Genomic DNA, 13,802 nt, shown 5'->3' with positions numbered 1-13,802 from the left:
TTTATCAGGATCCGCTTTGCCACTGCCGGATAAAGTCAACCGGATGCAGCAGCATGATAACATTGAGAATAAGGTTGTCTCGAATAACGATAAGGGCAAGAATTTCGAAAAACACTGCCGTGACGATAATCACCCATATAGGAAGCCGGGCTGCGAGAAAAAAGCCCAGCACCATGGAGAGCGTATCGAATACGGAATTGAGAATACTGTCGCCGAAATAATCCACGGAGGATGTATTGGCCCTGTAGCGCTCAATAATGAAATTCGAATTCTCAACCAGCTCCCAGCCGATTTCCAGTCCGAGCGCCAGCAGCAACCGCACATGCAGCGGTGCTTTTGGTGCAATCAGCCAGAACAATCCGTAGAAAATAAAACCGTGAATGATGTGAGACAGCGTGTACCAGTCAAAGAATTGCTGGGAATTTTCATTGCTGTTCACTTCATTGACGAAGAAACGGATTGTTCCGCATTCGCAGACCGGAACGCGCCCCATCATGTACAAAATAACCGCCTGAATGGCTGCTGTGATTGCAATGATGAGCAGGATTTTATCCCACTGCCAATGTGGCTTTGACGCGGCAGGCGGAAGTGATGATGCGGTCACGATAAACCTTTAGTGTTTTACAAAACTAAATAACGATACCGCATAATTGGCAAGTTCTTACGCGCAATCAAGACTTTCGACAGTGAAATTGCTGTTTGTGTAAACGCAGATTTCCGCTGCAATGGTCATTGCTTTGCGGGCAATTGTTTCCGCATCCATGTCTGTGTCGATCAATGCACGGGCTGCCGATAGCGCATAATTACCACCGGAACCGATGGCCATCACGCCGTTTTCCGGCTCCAGAACATCGCCGAGACCGGTAATGGCCAGCGTGATATTCTTGTCGGCAACAAGCATCATGGCTTCCAGCTTGCGCAGATAGCGGTCTGTACGCCAGTCTTTAGCCAGCTCTACGGATGCGCGCATCAGCTGATCGGGATATTGTTCCAGCTTGGCTTCCAGCCGCTCCAGCAGGGTGAAAGCATCAGCTGTCGCACCGGCAAAACCGGTAATCACGCTGCCGCCTTTGCCGATACGACGCACTTTGCGGGCATTGCCCTTCATAATGGTCTGGCCGAGGGATACCTGTCCGTCACCGGCGATCACCACTTTATTGCCCTTGCGCACGGTGACAATGGTGGTGCCGTAAATTGTATTCGGATTATGTTCAATCATTTGCGCAACTCCGCTGATTGGTCTTCATCAAATCGATCTGCTGTATTTATGATCTCATACGTAAATTACAACGGACAATAATACAGCCTGTTTCATCAAAGCATTTGGCAAAACTCAACCACTGTACAGAGCATTTGTAATTATTAGAATTTTTGGAAATGCTCTGCTTGTTAGAATTAAAGCACATCTTACCCGAAAACCGCTTCACACTTTTCGGGATGTGCTCTAGAACAAGGCCGGAGAAGAACAAGATCGGGTTATCAATATGAGCAATCAGCGTATAGCAAAAGTCAGCCGCAGCACCAAAGAAACCAGCATTGAAGCTGAAGTTTTCCTGGATGGTACGGGCCGTTTCGATATTTCGACCGGCGTTGGCTTTTTCGATCATATGCTGGAGCAATTATCGCGACATTCGCTGATTGATATGAAAATCACCACCAAGGGTGATACGCATATTGATGACCATCATACGGTTGAAGATACCGGCATTGCCATTGGTAAGGCCATTGCGGAAGCTCTGGGTGAGCGCCGTGGTATTGTCCGTTATGCCTCGATTGATCTCGCTATGGACGAGACACTGACCTCTGCGGCACTCGATGTATCCGGCCGTCCGTTTCTGGTTTGGAATGTGGCCTTCAATGCACCGAAAATCGGTACTTTCGATACGGAGCTGGTGCGGGAATTCTTTCAGGCGCTGGCGCAGAATGCAGGCATTACCCTGCATGTGAATATGCGCTATGGTATCAATAATCATCATATTGCCGAGACTTGTTTCAAAGCTGTGGCGCGCGCATTGCGTATGGCGATTGAAACCGATCCACGGCAGAAAGATGCCATTCCTTCGACAAAAGGCACGCTGAAAGGCTGATTATGGCCAGCTATATCGTTCTGGAACCAACGGATGCGGTAAAACTGAAACCGGTTAAAGCTGTTGCGGGTGACCATACGATTTTTGTGCGCGATGAATTTACCGTCTTCGCGCTGATCCTGCCGTTTCTCTGGCTGCTTACGCATCGCCTGTGGTGGCATGCGCTGATGGTGGCTCTGATCGGCTGGGGTGCATTCAGCGTTTTGGGTTCTTATCTTTCTTCTGCTTTTGTCGTTTCCGGCCTGTCACTTTTGCTGTCGCTGTTTGTTGCGCTGGAAGGGCGTAACTGGTATCTCACAGCGCTCAGACGCAAGGGTTATGAGGAAGTGGCACTGATCAGCGCCAATGACTTGAGCGATGCGGAAATTCTTTATTTTTATGGTGCTGCAAAACCGGCAGAAAAAGCAGAGCCTGTCTCTGTGTCTTCTGACAATAAGGTTTTGTCCGGCACTGTGACCGGCACGGCGGTTCCTGCGGCAATACATGCTGCAGACGGCGCTATGATCGGTCTGGTTGATTATCACGGAAGGTCGTGACATGCGTGTTGCCATTATTGATTATGGTTCCGGAAATCTCAAATCGGTAGCCAAGGCTTTTGAACGTGCGGTATCGGATATGGGCAGTCCCATTCATGTGGACGTGACCAGTGATGCCAAAGCCGTACTGGCCGCAGATCATATTGTGTTGCCGGGTGTTGGCGCCTATGCCGATTGCCGTCGCGGTCTGGATGCAGTTTCCGGCATGGTCGATGCTTTGAGCGAAGTTGTTCAGCATAAAGCACGGCCGTTTCTCGGCGTTTGTGTTGGGATGCAACTGCTTTCAACGCGGGGCTTGGAAAAAAGCATCACCAATGGCCTCAACTGGATTGAGGGCGATGTGCGCGAGATGAAGCCGTCTGATGCCGCTTTGAAAATTCCGCAGATCGGCTGGAATACCATCGAGCTGAACCATGCCCATCCGGTATTCAACGATATAGAAACCGGCGAGCATGGCTTGCATGCTTATTTCGTGCATTCCTATATGTTTGATGTGAAAAACAGCGCTGATGTGCTGGCAACCACCAACTATGGCGGAGCGGTAACGGCGGCAATTGCGCGCGATAATATTGTCGGCACGCAGTTCCATCCGGAAAAAAGCCAGCGCCTCGGCCTTAAACTCATTACTAATTTCCTGAAGTGGAAGCCATGATACTTTTTCCGGCAATTGACCTGAAAGACGGTGAATGCGTTCGCCTGAAACTGGGTGATATGAACCAGTCCACGGTTTATAACACTGATCCTGCGGCTCAGGCGAAAGCCTTTGAAGATCAGGGATTTGAGTGGCTTCATGTGGTTGATTTGAACGGCGCTTTTGCAGGTTCCAGCGTCAATGGTGCGGCCGTGGAAGCCATCCTTAAAGCGACTAAAAATCCGGTTCAGCTCGGCGGCGGTATCCGCACGCTGGAACATATTGAGGCATGGCTTTCCAAGGGGCTTTCCCGCGTCATTCTCGGCACCGTTGCCGTGCGTGATCCGCAGCTGGTGATTGAAGCCTGTAAAGAATTTCCGGGCAAAGTCGCTGTCGGCATTGATGCCAAAGGCGGCAAGGTTGCGGTTGAGGGTTGGGCAGAGGCTTCAGAACTCGGCGTGATTGAGCTGGCGCAGAAATTTGAAGGGGCAGGGGTCGCCGCTATTATCTATACGGATATTGACCGCGACGGTATTCTGGCAGGCATCAACTGGCCGTCAACTCTGGGCTTGGCAGAAGCCGTGTCTATTCCGGTGATCGCATCCGGTGGGCTGGCCTCGATGGATGATATTCATCGCATGACGCTGCCTGATGCCCGCAAGCTTGAAGGTGCGATTTCCGGTCGTGCACTCTATGACGGCCGTATTGATCCGGCGGAAGCGCTGGCACTGTTACGTGCCGGGAAGGAGGCCGCACAATGACTTTGAAAGCACGGGTTATTCCATGTTTGGACGTTAAAGATGGAAGAGTGGTGAAAGGCGTCAACTTTGTTGATCTGATTGATGCCGGAGATCCGGTGGAAGCCGCAAAAGCCTATGATGCAGCCGGTGCTGACGAATTATGCTTTCTCGATATTACTGCATCCTCCGACAATCGCGAGACGATTTTCGATGTGGTTGCGCGTACCGCTGAGCAATGTTTCATGCCGCTGACTGTTGGCGGCGGTGTACGTGCTGTTGCTGATATCCGTAAGCTCTTGCTGGCCGGTGCTGACAAGGTTTCTATCAATACTGCTGCGGTACAAAATCCTGATCTGATTGCGGAAGCGGCAGATAAATTCGGCAATCAGTGCATTGTCGTGGCCGTAGATGCCAAGAAAGTATCGGGAGCAGGAGAGGCAGATCGCTGGGAGATTTTCACCCATGGCGGCCGCAATGCAACCGGTCTTGATGCGATTGAATTTGCCCGCACAATGGTTGATCGCGGAGCAGGGGAAATTCTGCTGACCTCGATGGATCGGGACGGCACCAAAGTTGGTTATGATCTGGCGCTGACCCGCGCTGTGGCCGATGCTGTGAGCGTTCCGGTGATTGCCTCCGGTGGTGTCGGCTCTCTGGACGATCTGGTGGCCGGTGTTAAAGAAGGCCATGCCAGCGCGGTATTGGCAGCATCTATTTTCCACTTCGGCACTTACACAATTGAAGAAGCCAAACGCTATATGGCAAGTCACGGTATTGCTATGCGTCTGGATGATGTTCAAAATTAACAGATCAAACTGGTTTTCTGAGAGGAAACCCGTTTGATTTACTGATAAAATTAAGTTGTTTCATGCAATGAGGGGTGCTTTTCATCCCTCATTTGCTTTAAAGACCATTCGCATTGCTGTGCGGGATTCTCATCGCGCATTCTATAAATTGCACTGAAACAGGAGTGCAGCATGACAGATTTCACCCTTGCTGAGCTTGAGCAGATTGTTGCTAATCGCGCGGCTGCAACAGATGGTTCATCTTATACAGCCTCACTGATTGCCAAAGGTCAGCATAAGGCCGCCCAGAAACTGGGCGAAGAAGCGGTTGAAACTGTTATTGCGGCGATGATGCAGGATGAAAAAGCTGTCATTTCTGAAAGTGCCGATCTGCTCTATCATTTGCTGGTAGTATGGAAGATTGCGGGTGTGTCGCTGGAATCCGTGATGCAGGAACTGGATAAACGTACATCACAAACCGGTCTTCAGGAAAAAGCTGCACGAAAACCGGAATAGACTGAAGCATTCATCTGGTTCCCGGGTTTATTCAGAGATCGAAATGCACTCCATGGATCTTTTCAAAAAGAAGCATTATTCGCCTTATCAGGTTTTTACCGCTGCGGAATGGGCAGAGTTTCGTGCCGATACGCCGCTGACCCTGACGCTGGATGAAGTGAAACGTCTGCGTTCGCTGAACGATCCGGTGGATCTGGATGAGGTGCGCCGGATTTATCTGGCTTTGTCGCGTCTGCTGTCGACCCATGTGGAAGCGCTGCAATCGCTCTACAAACAGCGCAAACAGTTTCTGATGAAGGATGATACGGTCAAAACACCGTTTATCATCGGTATTGCCGGTTCCGTTGCGGTCGGAAAATCGACCACAGCGCGTATTCTGAAGGAATTGCTGAGCCGCTGGCCATCAAGCCCTAAAGTCGAACTGGTGACGACTGACGGCTTTCTCTATCCCAATGAAGTACTGCGTGCCGAAGGCCGGATGGAGCGGAAAGGTTTTCCGGACAGTTATGATGCCGGTGCCATTCTCAACTTCCTGTCGTCTATGAAGGCAGGCATGAGCCATGTTCAGGCGCCGGTCTATTCGCATCTGACCTATGACGTGGTTGCCGGTAAGCATGTGACCATTGACCGGCCGGATATTCTGATTTTTGAAGGCATCAATGTGCTGCAGGTGCGTGATCTGCCTGCGGACGGCAAAGCCGTACCATTTGTGTCGGATTTCTTTGATTTCTCGATCTATATTGATGCTGATCCGGTACTGATCCACAAATGGTATATCAACCGCTTCATGAAACTGCGTGAAACGGCATTCCGTGACCCGCAGAGCTTCTTCCATCGCTATTCGCAATTGTCGGAAGAGGCGGCATTGTCGATTGCCGAAGGCCTGTGGACGAATATCAATCTCAAAAACCTGTTTGAGAATATTCTGCCGACCCGTCCGCGTGCTGATCTGATCCTGCGCAAAGGCGAAAATCATATGATTGAAGAAGTCGCTCTGCGCAAAATCTGAACTTCAAGTTGTAAAAAAAGCCCCGCTGTTGATGACAGCGGGGCTTTTTGTTTTGAACCTGAATTATGCCAGTGGCGGAATACGCAGAACCTGACCCGGATAGATTTTATCCGGTGAGGTCAGCATCGGCTTATTGGCTTCAAAGATTTTCGGGTTTTTATCGCCATGGCCTTTGCCATACTGGGCTTCAGCGATTTTCCAGAGATTGTCGCCCTTTTTCACGGTGTAGAAAACCGGTGCCGCACCTTCAGCAGCGCCGTCAACTTTCAGTTCCGAGGCTTCCACTTTGGAAACACCGAGGGAGTTACCGACAGCAATAATCGCTTTTTCAAAAGCGGACTGATCTTTGACATTGCCGGAAAGTACAGCCTTGTCGCCCTGAACAGTTACCTGCACATCACTGGTACCGAGATTATGAGAATCCAGCTCTTTCTTCAGATCTTCTGCTTTAGGCTCATCGTCACCAAAGCCAAGTTTGGTACCAACCGATTTCACAAAATCAAATATGCCCATTCCGTTTCTCCTTTGAGTGTCAGATATCATCCGCTTAAAGAATATAGGCAGGTAAATGAATTAAGGAAGCCACCCGTATAAAATAACAGGGATTATCGGGTATTAGAGCGCCGTGTGCCAGATCTGGCACACAAAGGTCGCTCTAATCACCTTTGACACGCTGACGCATTTTCTTGACGTCTGCGCGACCGGATTTTGCTTTCAGGCGTCGCTCGACAGAGCCTTTGGTCGGCTTGGTCTTTTTCCGCGGTGGCGGTGGTGGTTTGGCAGCCTCAATAATCAAAGCAATCATACGGTTGCGGGCATCTTCACGGTTCTTTTCCTGACTGCGGAAGCGGCTGGCTTCAATCACAATCTCACCGTCTTTATTGGCACGCTGCCCAGCAAGGCTGATGAGACGCGCATAGACATCTTCCGGCAAGCCCGCTTGCATGGCTGCAAAGCGCAGCTGCACGGCTGTTGAAACCTTATTCACATTCTGTCCGCCTGGACCTGAAGAGCGGATAAAGCTCTCCTCCAGCAGGTTTTCATGAATGCTGATCCGGTTGGTAATGCGGATAAGATGTTTGTTTTGTTCCGTCATGAGCGGATTTATAACGGAATATCTGAAATCTGCGAAGATAAGTGCAGAAATAAAAAACGGTGCCTGAAAGGCACCGTTCTTAATTTCAGAAATGCAGATTTATTTATTCAGCAGCAATTGCCAGAGCCGGTGCCGCCGAACGGACTTCAGCATCTACATGATCTTCAAACTTGGCAAAGTTTGTGATGAACATGTTGGCCAGTTTTTTAGCCTGTGCGTCATAAGCAGCTTTATCCGCCCATGTTGAACGTGGGTCGAGAATGCTTGAATCAACACCCGGAACTGCAACCGGAACTTCAAAACCGAAGTTAGGGTCTGTGCGGAATTCCGCGCCATTGAGCGAACCGTCAAGTGCTGCGGAGAGCAGGGCGCGTGTTGCCTTGATCGGCATACGGTTACCGGTGCCGTAAGCGCCACCGGTCCAGCCGGTGTTTACCAGCCAGCAGTCAACTTTGTGCTCAGCAATCAGTTTACGCAGCAGATCGCCGTATTCTGAAGGATGGCGCGGCATGAAAGGCGCACCAAAGCAGGTGGAGAAGGTTGCTTCCGGCTCGGTCACACCTTTTTCAGTACCGGCAACCTTAGCGGTGTAACCGGACAGGAAGTGGTACATAGCCTGAGCAGGGGTCAGCTTGGCAATCGGAGGCATGACGCCGAACGCATCAGCTGTCAGCATGATAACATTCTTAGGCTGACCGGCAGTGCCTGTCTTGGATGCATTGGAGATGAAATCCAGCGGATAGGCTGCACGGGTATTTTCTGTGCGCGAACCATCGTTGAAATCCGGCTGGCGGTTTTCATCAAGAACAACATTTTCCAACACGGTGCCGAAACGCTGTGTTGTGGAATAGATTTCCGGTTCAGCTTCTGCCGAGAGACGGATGGTCTTGGCGTAGCAGCCGCCTTCAAAATTGAAGATGCCGTTTTCGCTCCAGCCGTGTTCATCATCACCGATCAGCGTGCGTGTTGGATCAGCTGAGAGGGTGGTTTTACCGGTGCCGGACAGACCGAAGAAAATCGCGGTGTCGCCGTTTGGTGCTTCATTAGCCGAGCAATGCATTGGCATAATGCCTTTTGCAGGCAGAATGTAGTTCAGAGCGGTAAAGACCGACTTCTTCATTTCACCGGCATAGGAAGTACCGCCGATCAGCACAATTTTGTTGACCAGATCGCAGGCGATCACGGTTTCTGTACGGCAGCCGTATTTTTCAGGATCAGCACGGAAGGATGGCAGATCAATAATGGTCATTTCCGGCATGAAGCTCTGCAGGGCAGCAATTTCAGGACGGATCAGCAGGTTGCGGATGAACAGTGAGTGCCATGCAAATTCGGTTACAACGCGAACCTTGATATTGTGCTCGGCATCGGCGCCGCCGATCAGATCCTGAACGAACAGTTCTTTGCCTTTGGCGTGCTCAATGAAATCGGCATGCAGCTTGGCAAAATTTTCCGGGCTCATCGGCTTGTTGTTGTCCCACCAGATCTGGTCTTCGGTGGTTGCATCACGCACAACGAATTTGTCTTTAGGGCTACGTCCGGTATGTTGTCCGGTCACGGCCATCAAAGCGCCCTGTGCAGTCAGAGTTGATTCACCGCGGCGGATCGACTCCTCATAGAGCTGGGCCTGTCCGAAATTATAATAGACCGCGGCGAGGTCTTTTAGCCCCGTCGTTGCAATGGAAGCAGCTGGATTGCGATTGCCAGTCTCGATCATAATTTTCACTCGCAGTTTTCATTGGTTGGTCGACAGCGCATTTTCTCTCCGCGCTAAGGCAAAGTCACAACCAGATTAGCGAGACAATTTCAAATCTTTAATCGTTTAAAATTTTTTAAATTTTTTTTAAATCGTTTTTATGGCAATTTATTTTGCCGCTATCCACATAAGCAAGGTGTCTGGAGCGGGTATAAATTGCAGGCGAAGCATCAGAAAAACTGCTGCTGCCTTACTTTGTACTTAATTTGTCCTGCTTAAAAGACGTGCTATATAAGTTGAATAGTCGAATTTGATTGAGGAGAAGCGACCTGATGAGGGAAGTTCCGGTAACACAGACCATTGCGCTCGTAGATGATGACCGCAATATCCTGACTTCTGTTTCCATTGCTCTGGAGTCGGAAGGCTATCGGGTCGAGACCTATACAGACGGTGCTTCCGCGCTGGATGGTCTGATGGCGCGTCCGCCAAATCTTGCAATTTTCGATATTAAAATGCCGCGTATGGATGGTATGGAACTGCTCCGCCGTCTGCGCCAGAAATCTGATCTGCCGGTGATCTTCCTAACATCGAAAGATGATGAGATCGACGAATTGTTCGGCCTGAAAATGGGTGCGGATGATTTTATCACCAAGCCGTTCTCGCAGCGTCTGCTGGTAGAGCGTGTTAAAGCGGTGCTGCGCCGTGTGGCGGCCCGTGAAGGTGCGGTTAAAAATCCGGGTCAGCCGACAAAGTCATTGCAGCGCGGCCAGCTGGAAATGGATCAGGAGCGCCATACCTGCACGTGGAAAGGCGAACCGGTCACCCTCACTGTGACAGAATTCCTTATTCTGCATTCGCTGGCACAGCGTCCGGGTGTTGTGAAAAGCCGTGATGCGCTGATGGATGCCGCTTATGACGAGCAGGTTTATGTGGATGACCGCACGATCGACAGCCATATCAAGCGTCTGCGTAAGAAATTCAAAGTTGTTGACGATGATTTTGAAATGATTGAGACGCTTTACGGTGTTGGCTATCGCTTCCGCGAGGCGTAAAAGCTTCGCAATATAAGAAAGCACGAGGCGTAAAAGCCTCGCATTTTAGAAAGTACGAAGCGTAAAAGCTTCGTAATATAAAAAAGCCCGAAGCGTGAAGCTTTGCAAATATAGCTGATATAAAAGCACGGAGCGGTTATAATGCATTGCATAACCGCTCCGTCTTAATTCGCTGAAGGAACTGATCGCCCTCAATGGTCGCTGAAACGGAAAACAGAACGACATTGCGCCGCAAGGAACGTCTTGCGCGCCGTCAGCGCTCGCTTGTCTGGCGGCGTCTGTTTTCACCGCTGCGCCGTACATTGGGCAATTATGTTTTCTCCAGTCTGACCAAGCGTATTCTGTTTCTCAATCTGGCGGCGCTTGCGGTGCTGGTTTCGGGGATTATGTATCTCAACCAGTTTCGTGATGGTCTGGTGGACGCGAAGATTGAAAGTCTTCTGACGCAAGGTAAGATTATCGCGGCTTCCATTGCCTCATCGGCAAGCGTTGATACCAATTCGATCATGATCGATCCGGATAAGCTGCTGGAGCTGCAGGCCGGTCAGAGTATTACGCCTTCTCCGGATTCTCCGGATAACTGGGAATTTCCGATCAATCCGGAAAAAGTAGCGCCACTGCTGCGGACATTGATTTCTCCGACCAGTACCCGTGCGCGTATTTACGATAATAATGCCAATATCCTGCTGGACTCGCGCCATCTCTATTCGCGCGGACAGGTGCTGAGCTATGATTTGCCGGTACTGGATGAGGACGATCAGAGTTTTGGCGAGCAGATCAGCACATGGTTCAATAATCTGATTAACCGCAACAGTCTGCCGCTCTATCAGGAGCCGCCGGGCGGTAATGGTTCTGTCTATCCGGAAGTGATTACAGCTTTGACCGGTTCTTCCGGTAAAGCACAGCGCCGGAATGAAAAAGGTGAGCTGGTTGTCTCCGTCGCTGTGCCGATCCAGCGTTACCGTGCGGTGCTCGGCGTTTTGCTGATGTCGACCGAGGGCGGTGATATTGATAAGATTGTCCGCGGTGAGCGCAATGCGATCCTGCGTGTCTTTGTTGTTGTGTCGTTGGTGATGGTGATCCTGTCGCTGTTTCTGGCTTCTACGATTGCTAATCCGTTGCGCAAATTGTCTGAAGCAGCGGATCGTGTGCGCCACGGTATTAAAGGCCGTGTTGAAATTCCGGATTTCTCCGATCGTCAGGATGAAGTCGGCCATCTTTCAACGTCGATCCGCGATATGACTGATGCGCTTTATGCACGTATTGAGGCGATTGAAAGTTTTGCGGCCGATGTCAGCCATGAGCTGAAAAATCCGCTGACTTCTCTGCGCAGTGCAGTTGAAACGCTGCCTCTGGCGAAAACCGAAAGTGCTAAAAAACGTCTTCTTGACGTGATCCAGCATGATGTGCGCCGCCTTGATCGTTTGATTACCGATATTTCCGATGCATCGCGTCTGGATGCCGAACTTGCCCGTGAGCATACGGATCGTGTGGATATGCAGGCGCTGCTCAATAATATTGTGGCAGCTGCGAGAGAAGTGCGCCGCAATAAAGTGGGCACAAAAATCCTGCTGGATATCGGCAAGCTTCCGGCAGGGGCAAAAGGTTTTTATCTGCCGGGGCATGATTTGCGGCTTGGTCAGGTTGTCTCTAACCTGATTGAAAATGCCCGTACCTTTGTGCCGGAAGATAATGGTGAAATCAGAATTTACCTGAACCATAAAGGTTCAAAAATTCAGGTTGTCGTTGAGGATAATGGTCCGGGTATCGGCGCTGAAAATATTGAACGTATTTTCGAGCGTTTCTATACGGATCGCCCGTCTTCGGAGGCTTTTGGTCAGAATTCCGGTCTGGGGCTTTCAATCAGCCGGCAGATTATCGAAGCACATGGTGGTACACTAACAGCTTCTAATATTCCTGACCCTGAAGATGCTGAACATTGGCTGGGTGCGCGGTTCCTGATTGATTTGCCTGCGGAACTACCGGAAAACACCAGACGTCAGCGTGCACAGGCGGCACAGAATACGGAAAACTGATAATAAAGCGGAGAAACGCATGAGCAATTCTGAAAGTTTTGTGTTTCACGCCACATCTCTGGTTCTTGGTTCCTTTGGCATTTTAATATGCGGTGCTTCCGGCTCGGGAAAATCATCGCTGGCGCTCACTCTGATCGAACGTGCGCAGCAGACAGGCCGTGTCGGCACATTGATTTCTGATGACCAGACGACGATCAGTACAGAAGAGGGGAAGCTGATCGCTTCCACACCTTCAGCGATTGCCGGTGCTGTTGAAATTCGCGGGGCAGGTTTATTTGAGGTGCCGTATCAGCCACAGGCAGAAATCAACCTGCTGGTAGAGTTGGTAAGTGCGGATAAAGCGCCCCGTTATCCGGCAGATGAAGAGCGCGAACTGGCAGGAATTATGGTTCCTGTGCTGGTCTTGCCGGAATTGGCAGGGGATTGCGATTCGCTGCAATGTGCAAGAGCGATAGAAGCGACTTTATTTATGAAACGCTGGGGCAGCCGTGAAACTGCCTGAAAGCCCTTGTTTTTTAACGGCTGGTTTAGAATAAAATCTGTGTTTCAGTGCGGCATAACCGACGAAAGCCGTGGGGGGCTTTATTTTTTGCTTGCACTCATTATTCTCGGTGCCAACATAGAAGGTCTGGCCAATATTAAAAATCTGAGCCTGAATTCAGAAAATAACGGCCATAAAATTTATGTCTTAGGGGTAGATGTCTGAACTTTAGGTTCGGATTGAGCTTACAAGCTTTTATATTGTGAGTGCGACAATGGAAAAGCGACCAGCAGGAGCAGTTTAATAATGATCGGACTCGTGCTTGTTACGCACGGAAGGCTGGCCGAAGAGTTTCACCATGCTGTTGAGCATGTTGTCGGCCCTCAGGAAAATTTCGAAACCGTTAGTATCGGTGCCGATGATGATATGGAAAAACGTCGTGAGGATATTGTCGCGGCGGTTGCTAAGGCCGATCAGGGGCAGGGTGTTATTATTCTGACCGATATGTTCGGCGGAACACCTTCCAATCTGGCAATTTCGGTGCTTGATGCAGGCAGGGTTGAGGTCATTGCCGGTGTTAATCTGCCGATGCTGATTAAACTGACCAGTGTGCGTCAGTCCGGTGATATGGAAGCATCATTGCGTGAAGCGCAGGATGCAGGCCGTAAATATATTAATGTTGCCAGTCAGGTACTGACGAGCAAATAACAAAGTCAGGTACTGACGAGTAAGTAATAATCTCAGGTACTGATGGGTAATCAGATTAGGTACTGACGGGAAAAATAAATATGGCTCAGGTTGCTGTCAGCGGATGTTATGAGCCTGATAAGGCAGAGACCCGCAAATTTACGATCGTGAATAAGCGGGGTCTGCATGCGCGGGCTTCGGCAAAATTCGTGCAATTGGTGGATAGTTTTGACGCTCATGTCCGTGTTGAAAAAGACGGAATGAGTGTTGGTGGCACATCGATTATGGGGTTGATGATGCTTGCCGCATCACCGGGATGTTGCATTGATGTCAGCGCTTGCGGCGTTGAGGCAACAGCCGTACTTGATGCGCTGGAGCAGCTTGTCGGCGATAAATTCGGCGAAGAATGCTAAAGAGACTTAATTCAGTTTTTAAAAGCACCGGTCACACCGG

17 protein-coding genes are annotated in these 13,802 nt (G+C 50.1%); 12 read left to right on the top strand and 5 right to left on the bottom strand.

Features of this window, described 5'->3' with window-relative positions; all coding sequences use genetic code 11:
- Positions 1-4 precede the first annotated feature (4 nt).
- Together F7P81_RS05785 and hslV are read right to left on the bottom strand one after the other, a co-directional pair.
- On the bottom strand, positions 5-604 hold the full coding sequence (locus F7P81_RS05785) for a DUF2585 domain-containing protein (protein WP_151158840.1): 600 nt from the start codon (positions 602-604) through the stop codon (positions 5-7).
- A 57-nt stretch (positions 605-661) separates the two neighbouring features.
- Positions 662-1,219 carry an ATP-dependent protease subunit HslV gene (gene hslV, locus F7P81_RS05780; RefSeq protein WP_022709154.1) on the bottom strand — a complete coding sequence of 186 codons (558 nt, stop codon included), beginning with the start codon at positions 1,217-1,219 and terminating at the stop codon, positions 662-664.
- A 265-nt stretch (positions 1,220-1,484) separates the two neighbouring features.
- On the opposite strand from hslV, the gene hisB reads away from it, so the two are divergent.
- The 7 genes from hisB to coaA all read left to right on the top strand — a co-directional run bounded on the left by hisB (position 1,485) and on the right by coaA (position 6,304).
- On the top strand, positions 1,485-2,087 hold the full coding sequence (gene hisB / locus F7P81_RS05775) for an imidazoleglycerol-phosphate dehydratase HisB (protein WP_151158839.1): 603 nt from the start codon (positions 1,485-1,487) through the stop codon (positions 2,085-2,087).
- 2 nt (positions 2,088-2,089) lie between these two features.
- On the top strand, positions 2,090-2,623 hold the full coding sequence (locus F7P81_RS05770) for a DUF2628 domain-containing protein (protein ID WP_151158838.1): 534 nt from the start codon (positions 2,090-2,092) through the stop codon (positions 2,621-2,623).
- Between the two features lies 1 nt (position 2,624).
- On the top strand, positions 2,625-3,275 hold the full coding sequence (hisH, locus tag F7P81_RS05765) for an imidazole glycerol phosphate synthase subunit HisH (protein ID WP_151158837.1): 651 nt from the start codon (positions 2,625-2,627) through the stop codon (positions 3,273-3,275).
- Positions 3,272-4,015, top strand: a complete 744-nt coding sequence (hisA, locus tag F7P81_RS05760) for a 1-(5-phosphoribosyl)-5-[(5-phosphoribosylamino)methylideneamino]imidazole-4-carboxamide isomerase (RefSeq protein ID WP_151158836.1) — start codon at positions 3,272-3,274, stop codon at positions 4,013-4,015. The genes hisH and hisA overlap by 4 nt, the downstream gene beginning before the upstream one ends.
- The gene (hisF, locus tag F7P81_RS05755) at positions 4,012-4,800 is read left to right on the top strand and encodes an imidazole glycerol phosphate synthase subunit HisF (RefSeq protein WP_151158835.1); all 789 of its coding nucleotides are present in this window, start codon (positions 4,012-4,014) and stop codon (positions 4,798-4,800) included. The genes hisA and hisF overlap by 4 nt, the downstream gene beginning before the upstream one ends.
- 171 nt (positions 4,801-4,971) lie before the next feature.
- The gene (locus tag F7P81_RS05750; protein WP_075653926.1) at positions 4,972-5,295 is read left to right on the top strand and encodes a phosphoribosyl-ATP diphosphatase; all 324 of its coding nucleotides are present in this window, start codon (positions 4,972-4,974) and stop codon (positions 5,293-5,295) included.
- A 52-nt stretch (positions 5,296-5,347) separates the two neighbouring features.
- Positions 5,348-6,304: a type I pantothenate kinase gene (coaA, locus tag F7P81_RS05745; protein ID WP_022709266.1), complete on the top strand. Its 957-nt coding sequence runs from the start codon at positions 5,348-5,350 to the stop codon at positions 6,302-6,304.
- Between the two features lie 63 nt (positions 6,305-6,367).
- On the opposite strand, the gene lysM is transcribed toward coaA, so the two are convergent.
- The 3 genes from lysM to F7P81_RS05730 all read right to left on the bottom strand — a co-directional run bounded on the left by lysM (position 6,368) and on the right by F7P81_RS05730 (position 9,114).
- A complete protein-coding gene (gene lysM / locus F7P81_RS05740; RefSeq protein WP_022709265.1) occupies positions 6,368-6,817 on the bottom strand; it encodes a peptidoglycan-binding protein LysM in 450 nt (149 codons plus the stop codon).
- Positions 6,818-6,959: 142 nt separating this feature from the next.
- Positions 6,960-7,400, bottom strand: a complete 441-nt coding sequence (gene arfB / locus F7P81_RS05735; protein WP_151158834.1) for an alternative ribosome rescue aminoacyl-tRNA hydrolase ArfB — start codon at positions 7,398-7,400, stop codon at positions 6,960-6,962.
- Positions 7,401-7,503: 103 nt separating this feature from the next.
- The gene (locus F7P81_RS05730; RefSeq protein WP_151158833.1) at positions 7,504-9,114 is read right to left on the bottom strand and encodes a phosphoenolpyruvate carboxykinase; all 1,611 of its coding nucleotides are present in this window, start codon (positions 9,112-9,114) and stop codon (positions 7,504-7,506) included.
- Between the two features lie 311 nt (positions 9,115-9,425).
- On the opposite strand from F7P81_RS05730, the gene F7P81_RS05725 reads away from it, so the two are divergent.
- From F7P81_RS05725 to F7P81_RS05705, 5 genes are all read left to right on the top strand, one after another.
- Entirely contained in the window at positions 9,426-10,145 is a 720-nt protein-coding gene (locus F7P81_RS05725) for a response regulator transcription factor (protein ID WP_022709262.1), read from the top strand.
- Between the two features lie 194 nt (positions 10,146-10,339).
- Positions 10,340-12,181, top strand: coding sequence for a sensor histidine kinase (locus F7P81_RS05720; protein WP_075653929.1), 1,842 nt, complete (start codon positions 10,340-10,342; stop codon positions 12,179-12,181).
- Positions 12,182-12,200: 19 nt separating this feature from the next.
- Complete coding sequence (locus F7P81_RS05715; protein ID WP_151158832.1) at positions 12,201-12,683, top strand: HPr kinase/phosphorylase; 483 nt, start codon at positions 12,201-12,203, stop codon at positions 12,681-12,683.
- 285 nt (positions 12,684-12,968) lie between these two features.
- Positions 12,969-13,370: a PTS sugar transporter subunit IIA gene (locus F7P81_RS05710; protein ID WP_022709258.1), complete on the top strand. Its 402-nt coding sequence runs from the start codon at positions 12,969-12,971 to the stop codon at positions 13,368-13,370.
- Between the two features lie 80 nt (positions 13,371-13,450).
- Entirely contained in the window at positions 13,451-13,762 is a 312-nt protein-coding gene (locus F7P81_RS05705; protein WP_022709257.1) for an HPr family phosphocarrier protein, read from the top strand.
- Positions 13,763-13,802: the final 40 nt, after the last annotated feature.

It is taken from the genome of Pseudochrobactrum saccharolyticum (assembly GCF_008801715.1).
Taxonomy (GTDB): Bacteria; Pseudomonadota; Alphaproteobacteria; order Rhizobiales; family Rhizobiaceae; genus Pseudochrobactrum; species Pseudochrobactrum saccharolyticum.
This window is presented reverse-complemented; position numbering and strand designations above follow the sequence as displayed.

What these genes read in the sequence shown, in the direction of transcription:
- F7P81_RS05725 (WP_022709262.1), top strand. Translation starts at nt 9,426, where the DNA reads ATGAGGGAAGTTCCGGTAACACAGACCATTGCGCTCGTAGATGATGAC.
- hisF (WP_151158835.1), top strand. Translation starts at nt 4,012, where the DNA reads ATGACTTTGAAAGCACGGGTTATTCCATGTTTGGACGTTAAAGATGGA.
- arfB (WP_151158834.1), bottom strand. Translation starts at nt 7,400, where the DNA reads ATGACGGAACAAAACAAACATCTTATCCGCATTACCAACCGGATCAGC.
- hisB (WP_151158839.1), top strand. Translation starts at nt 1,485, where the DNA reads ATGAGCAATCAGCGTATAGCAAAAGTCAGCCGCAGCACCAAAGAAACC.
- F7P81_RS05720 (WP_075653929.1), top strand. Translation starts at nt 10,340, where the DNA reads ATGGTCGCTGAAACGGAAAACAGAACGACATTGCGCCGCAAGGAACGT.
- lysM (WP_022709265.1), bottom strand. Translation starts at nt 6,817, where the DNA reads ATGGGCATATTTGATTTTGTGAAATCGGTTGGTACCAAACTTGGCTTT.
- F7P81_RS05730 (WP_151158833.1), bottom strand. Translation starts at nt 9,114, where the DNA reads ATGATCGAGACTGGCAATCGCAATCCAGCTGCTTCCATTGCAACGACG.
- hslV (WP_022709154.1), bottom strand. Translation starts at nt 1,219, where the DNA reads ATGATTGAACATAATCCGAATACAATTTACGGCACCACCATTGTCACC.
- hisA (WP_151158836.1), top strand. Translation starts at nt 3,272, where the DNA reads ATGATACTTTTTCCGGCAATTGACCTGAAAGACGGTGAATGCGTTCGC.
- hisH (WP_151158837.1), top strand. Translation starts at nt 2,625, where the DNA reads ATGCGTGTTGCCATTATTGATTATGGTTCCGGAAATCTCAAATCGGTA.
- F7P81_RS05750 (WP_075653926.1), top strand. Translation starts at nt 4,972, where the DNA reads ATGACAGATTTCACCCTTGCTGAGCTTGAGCAGATTGTTGCTAATCGC.
- F7P81_RS05705 (WP_022709257.1), top strand. Translation starts at nt 13,451, where the DNA reads ATGGCTCAGGTTGCTGTCAGCGGATGTTATGAGCCTGATAAGGCAGAG.
- F7P81_RS05710 (WP_022709258.1), top strand. Translation starts at nt 12,969, where the DNA reads ATGATCGGACTCGTGCTTGTTACGCACGGAAGGCTGGCCGAAGAGTTT.
- coaA (WP_022709266.1), top strand. Translation starts at nt 5,348, where the DNA reads ATGGATCTTTTCAAAAAGAAGCATTATTCGCCTTATCAGGTTTTTACC.
- F7P81_RS05770 (WP_151158838.1), top strand. Translation starts at nt 2,090, where the DNA reads ATGGCCAGCTATATCGTTCTGGAACCAACGGATGCGGTAAAACTGAAA.
- F7P81_RS05715 (WP_151158832.1), top strand. Translation starts at nt 12,201, where the DNA reads ATGAGCAATTCTGAAAGTTTTGTGTTTCACGCCACATCTCTGGTTCTT.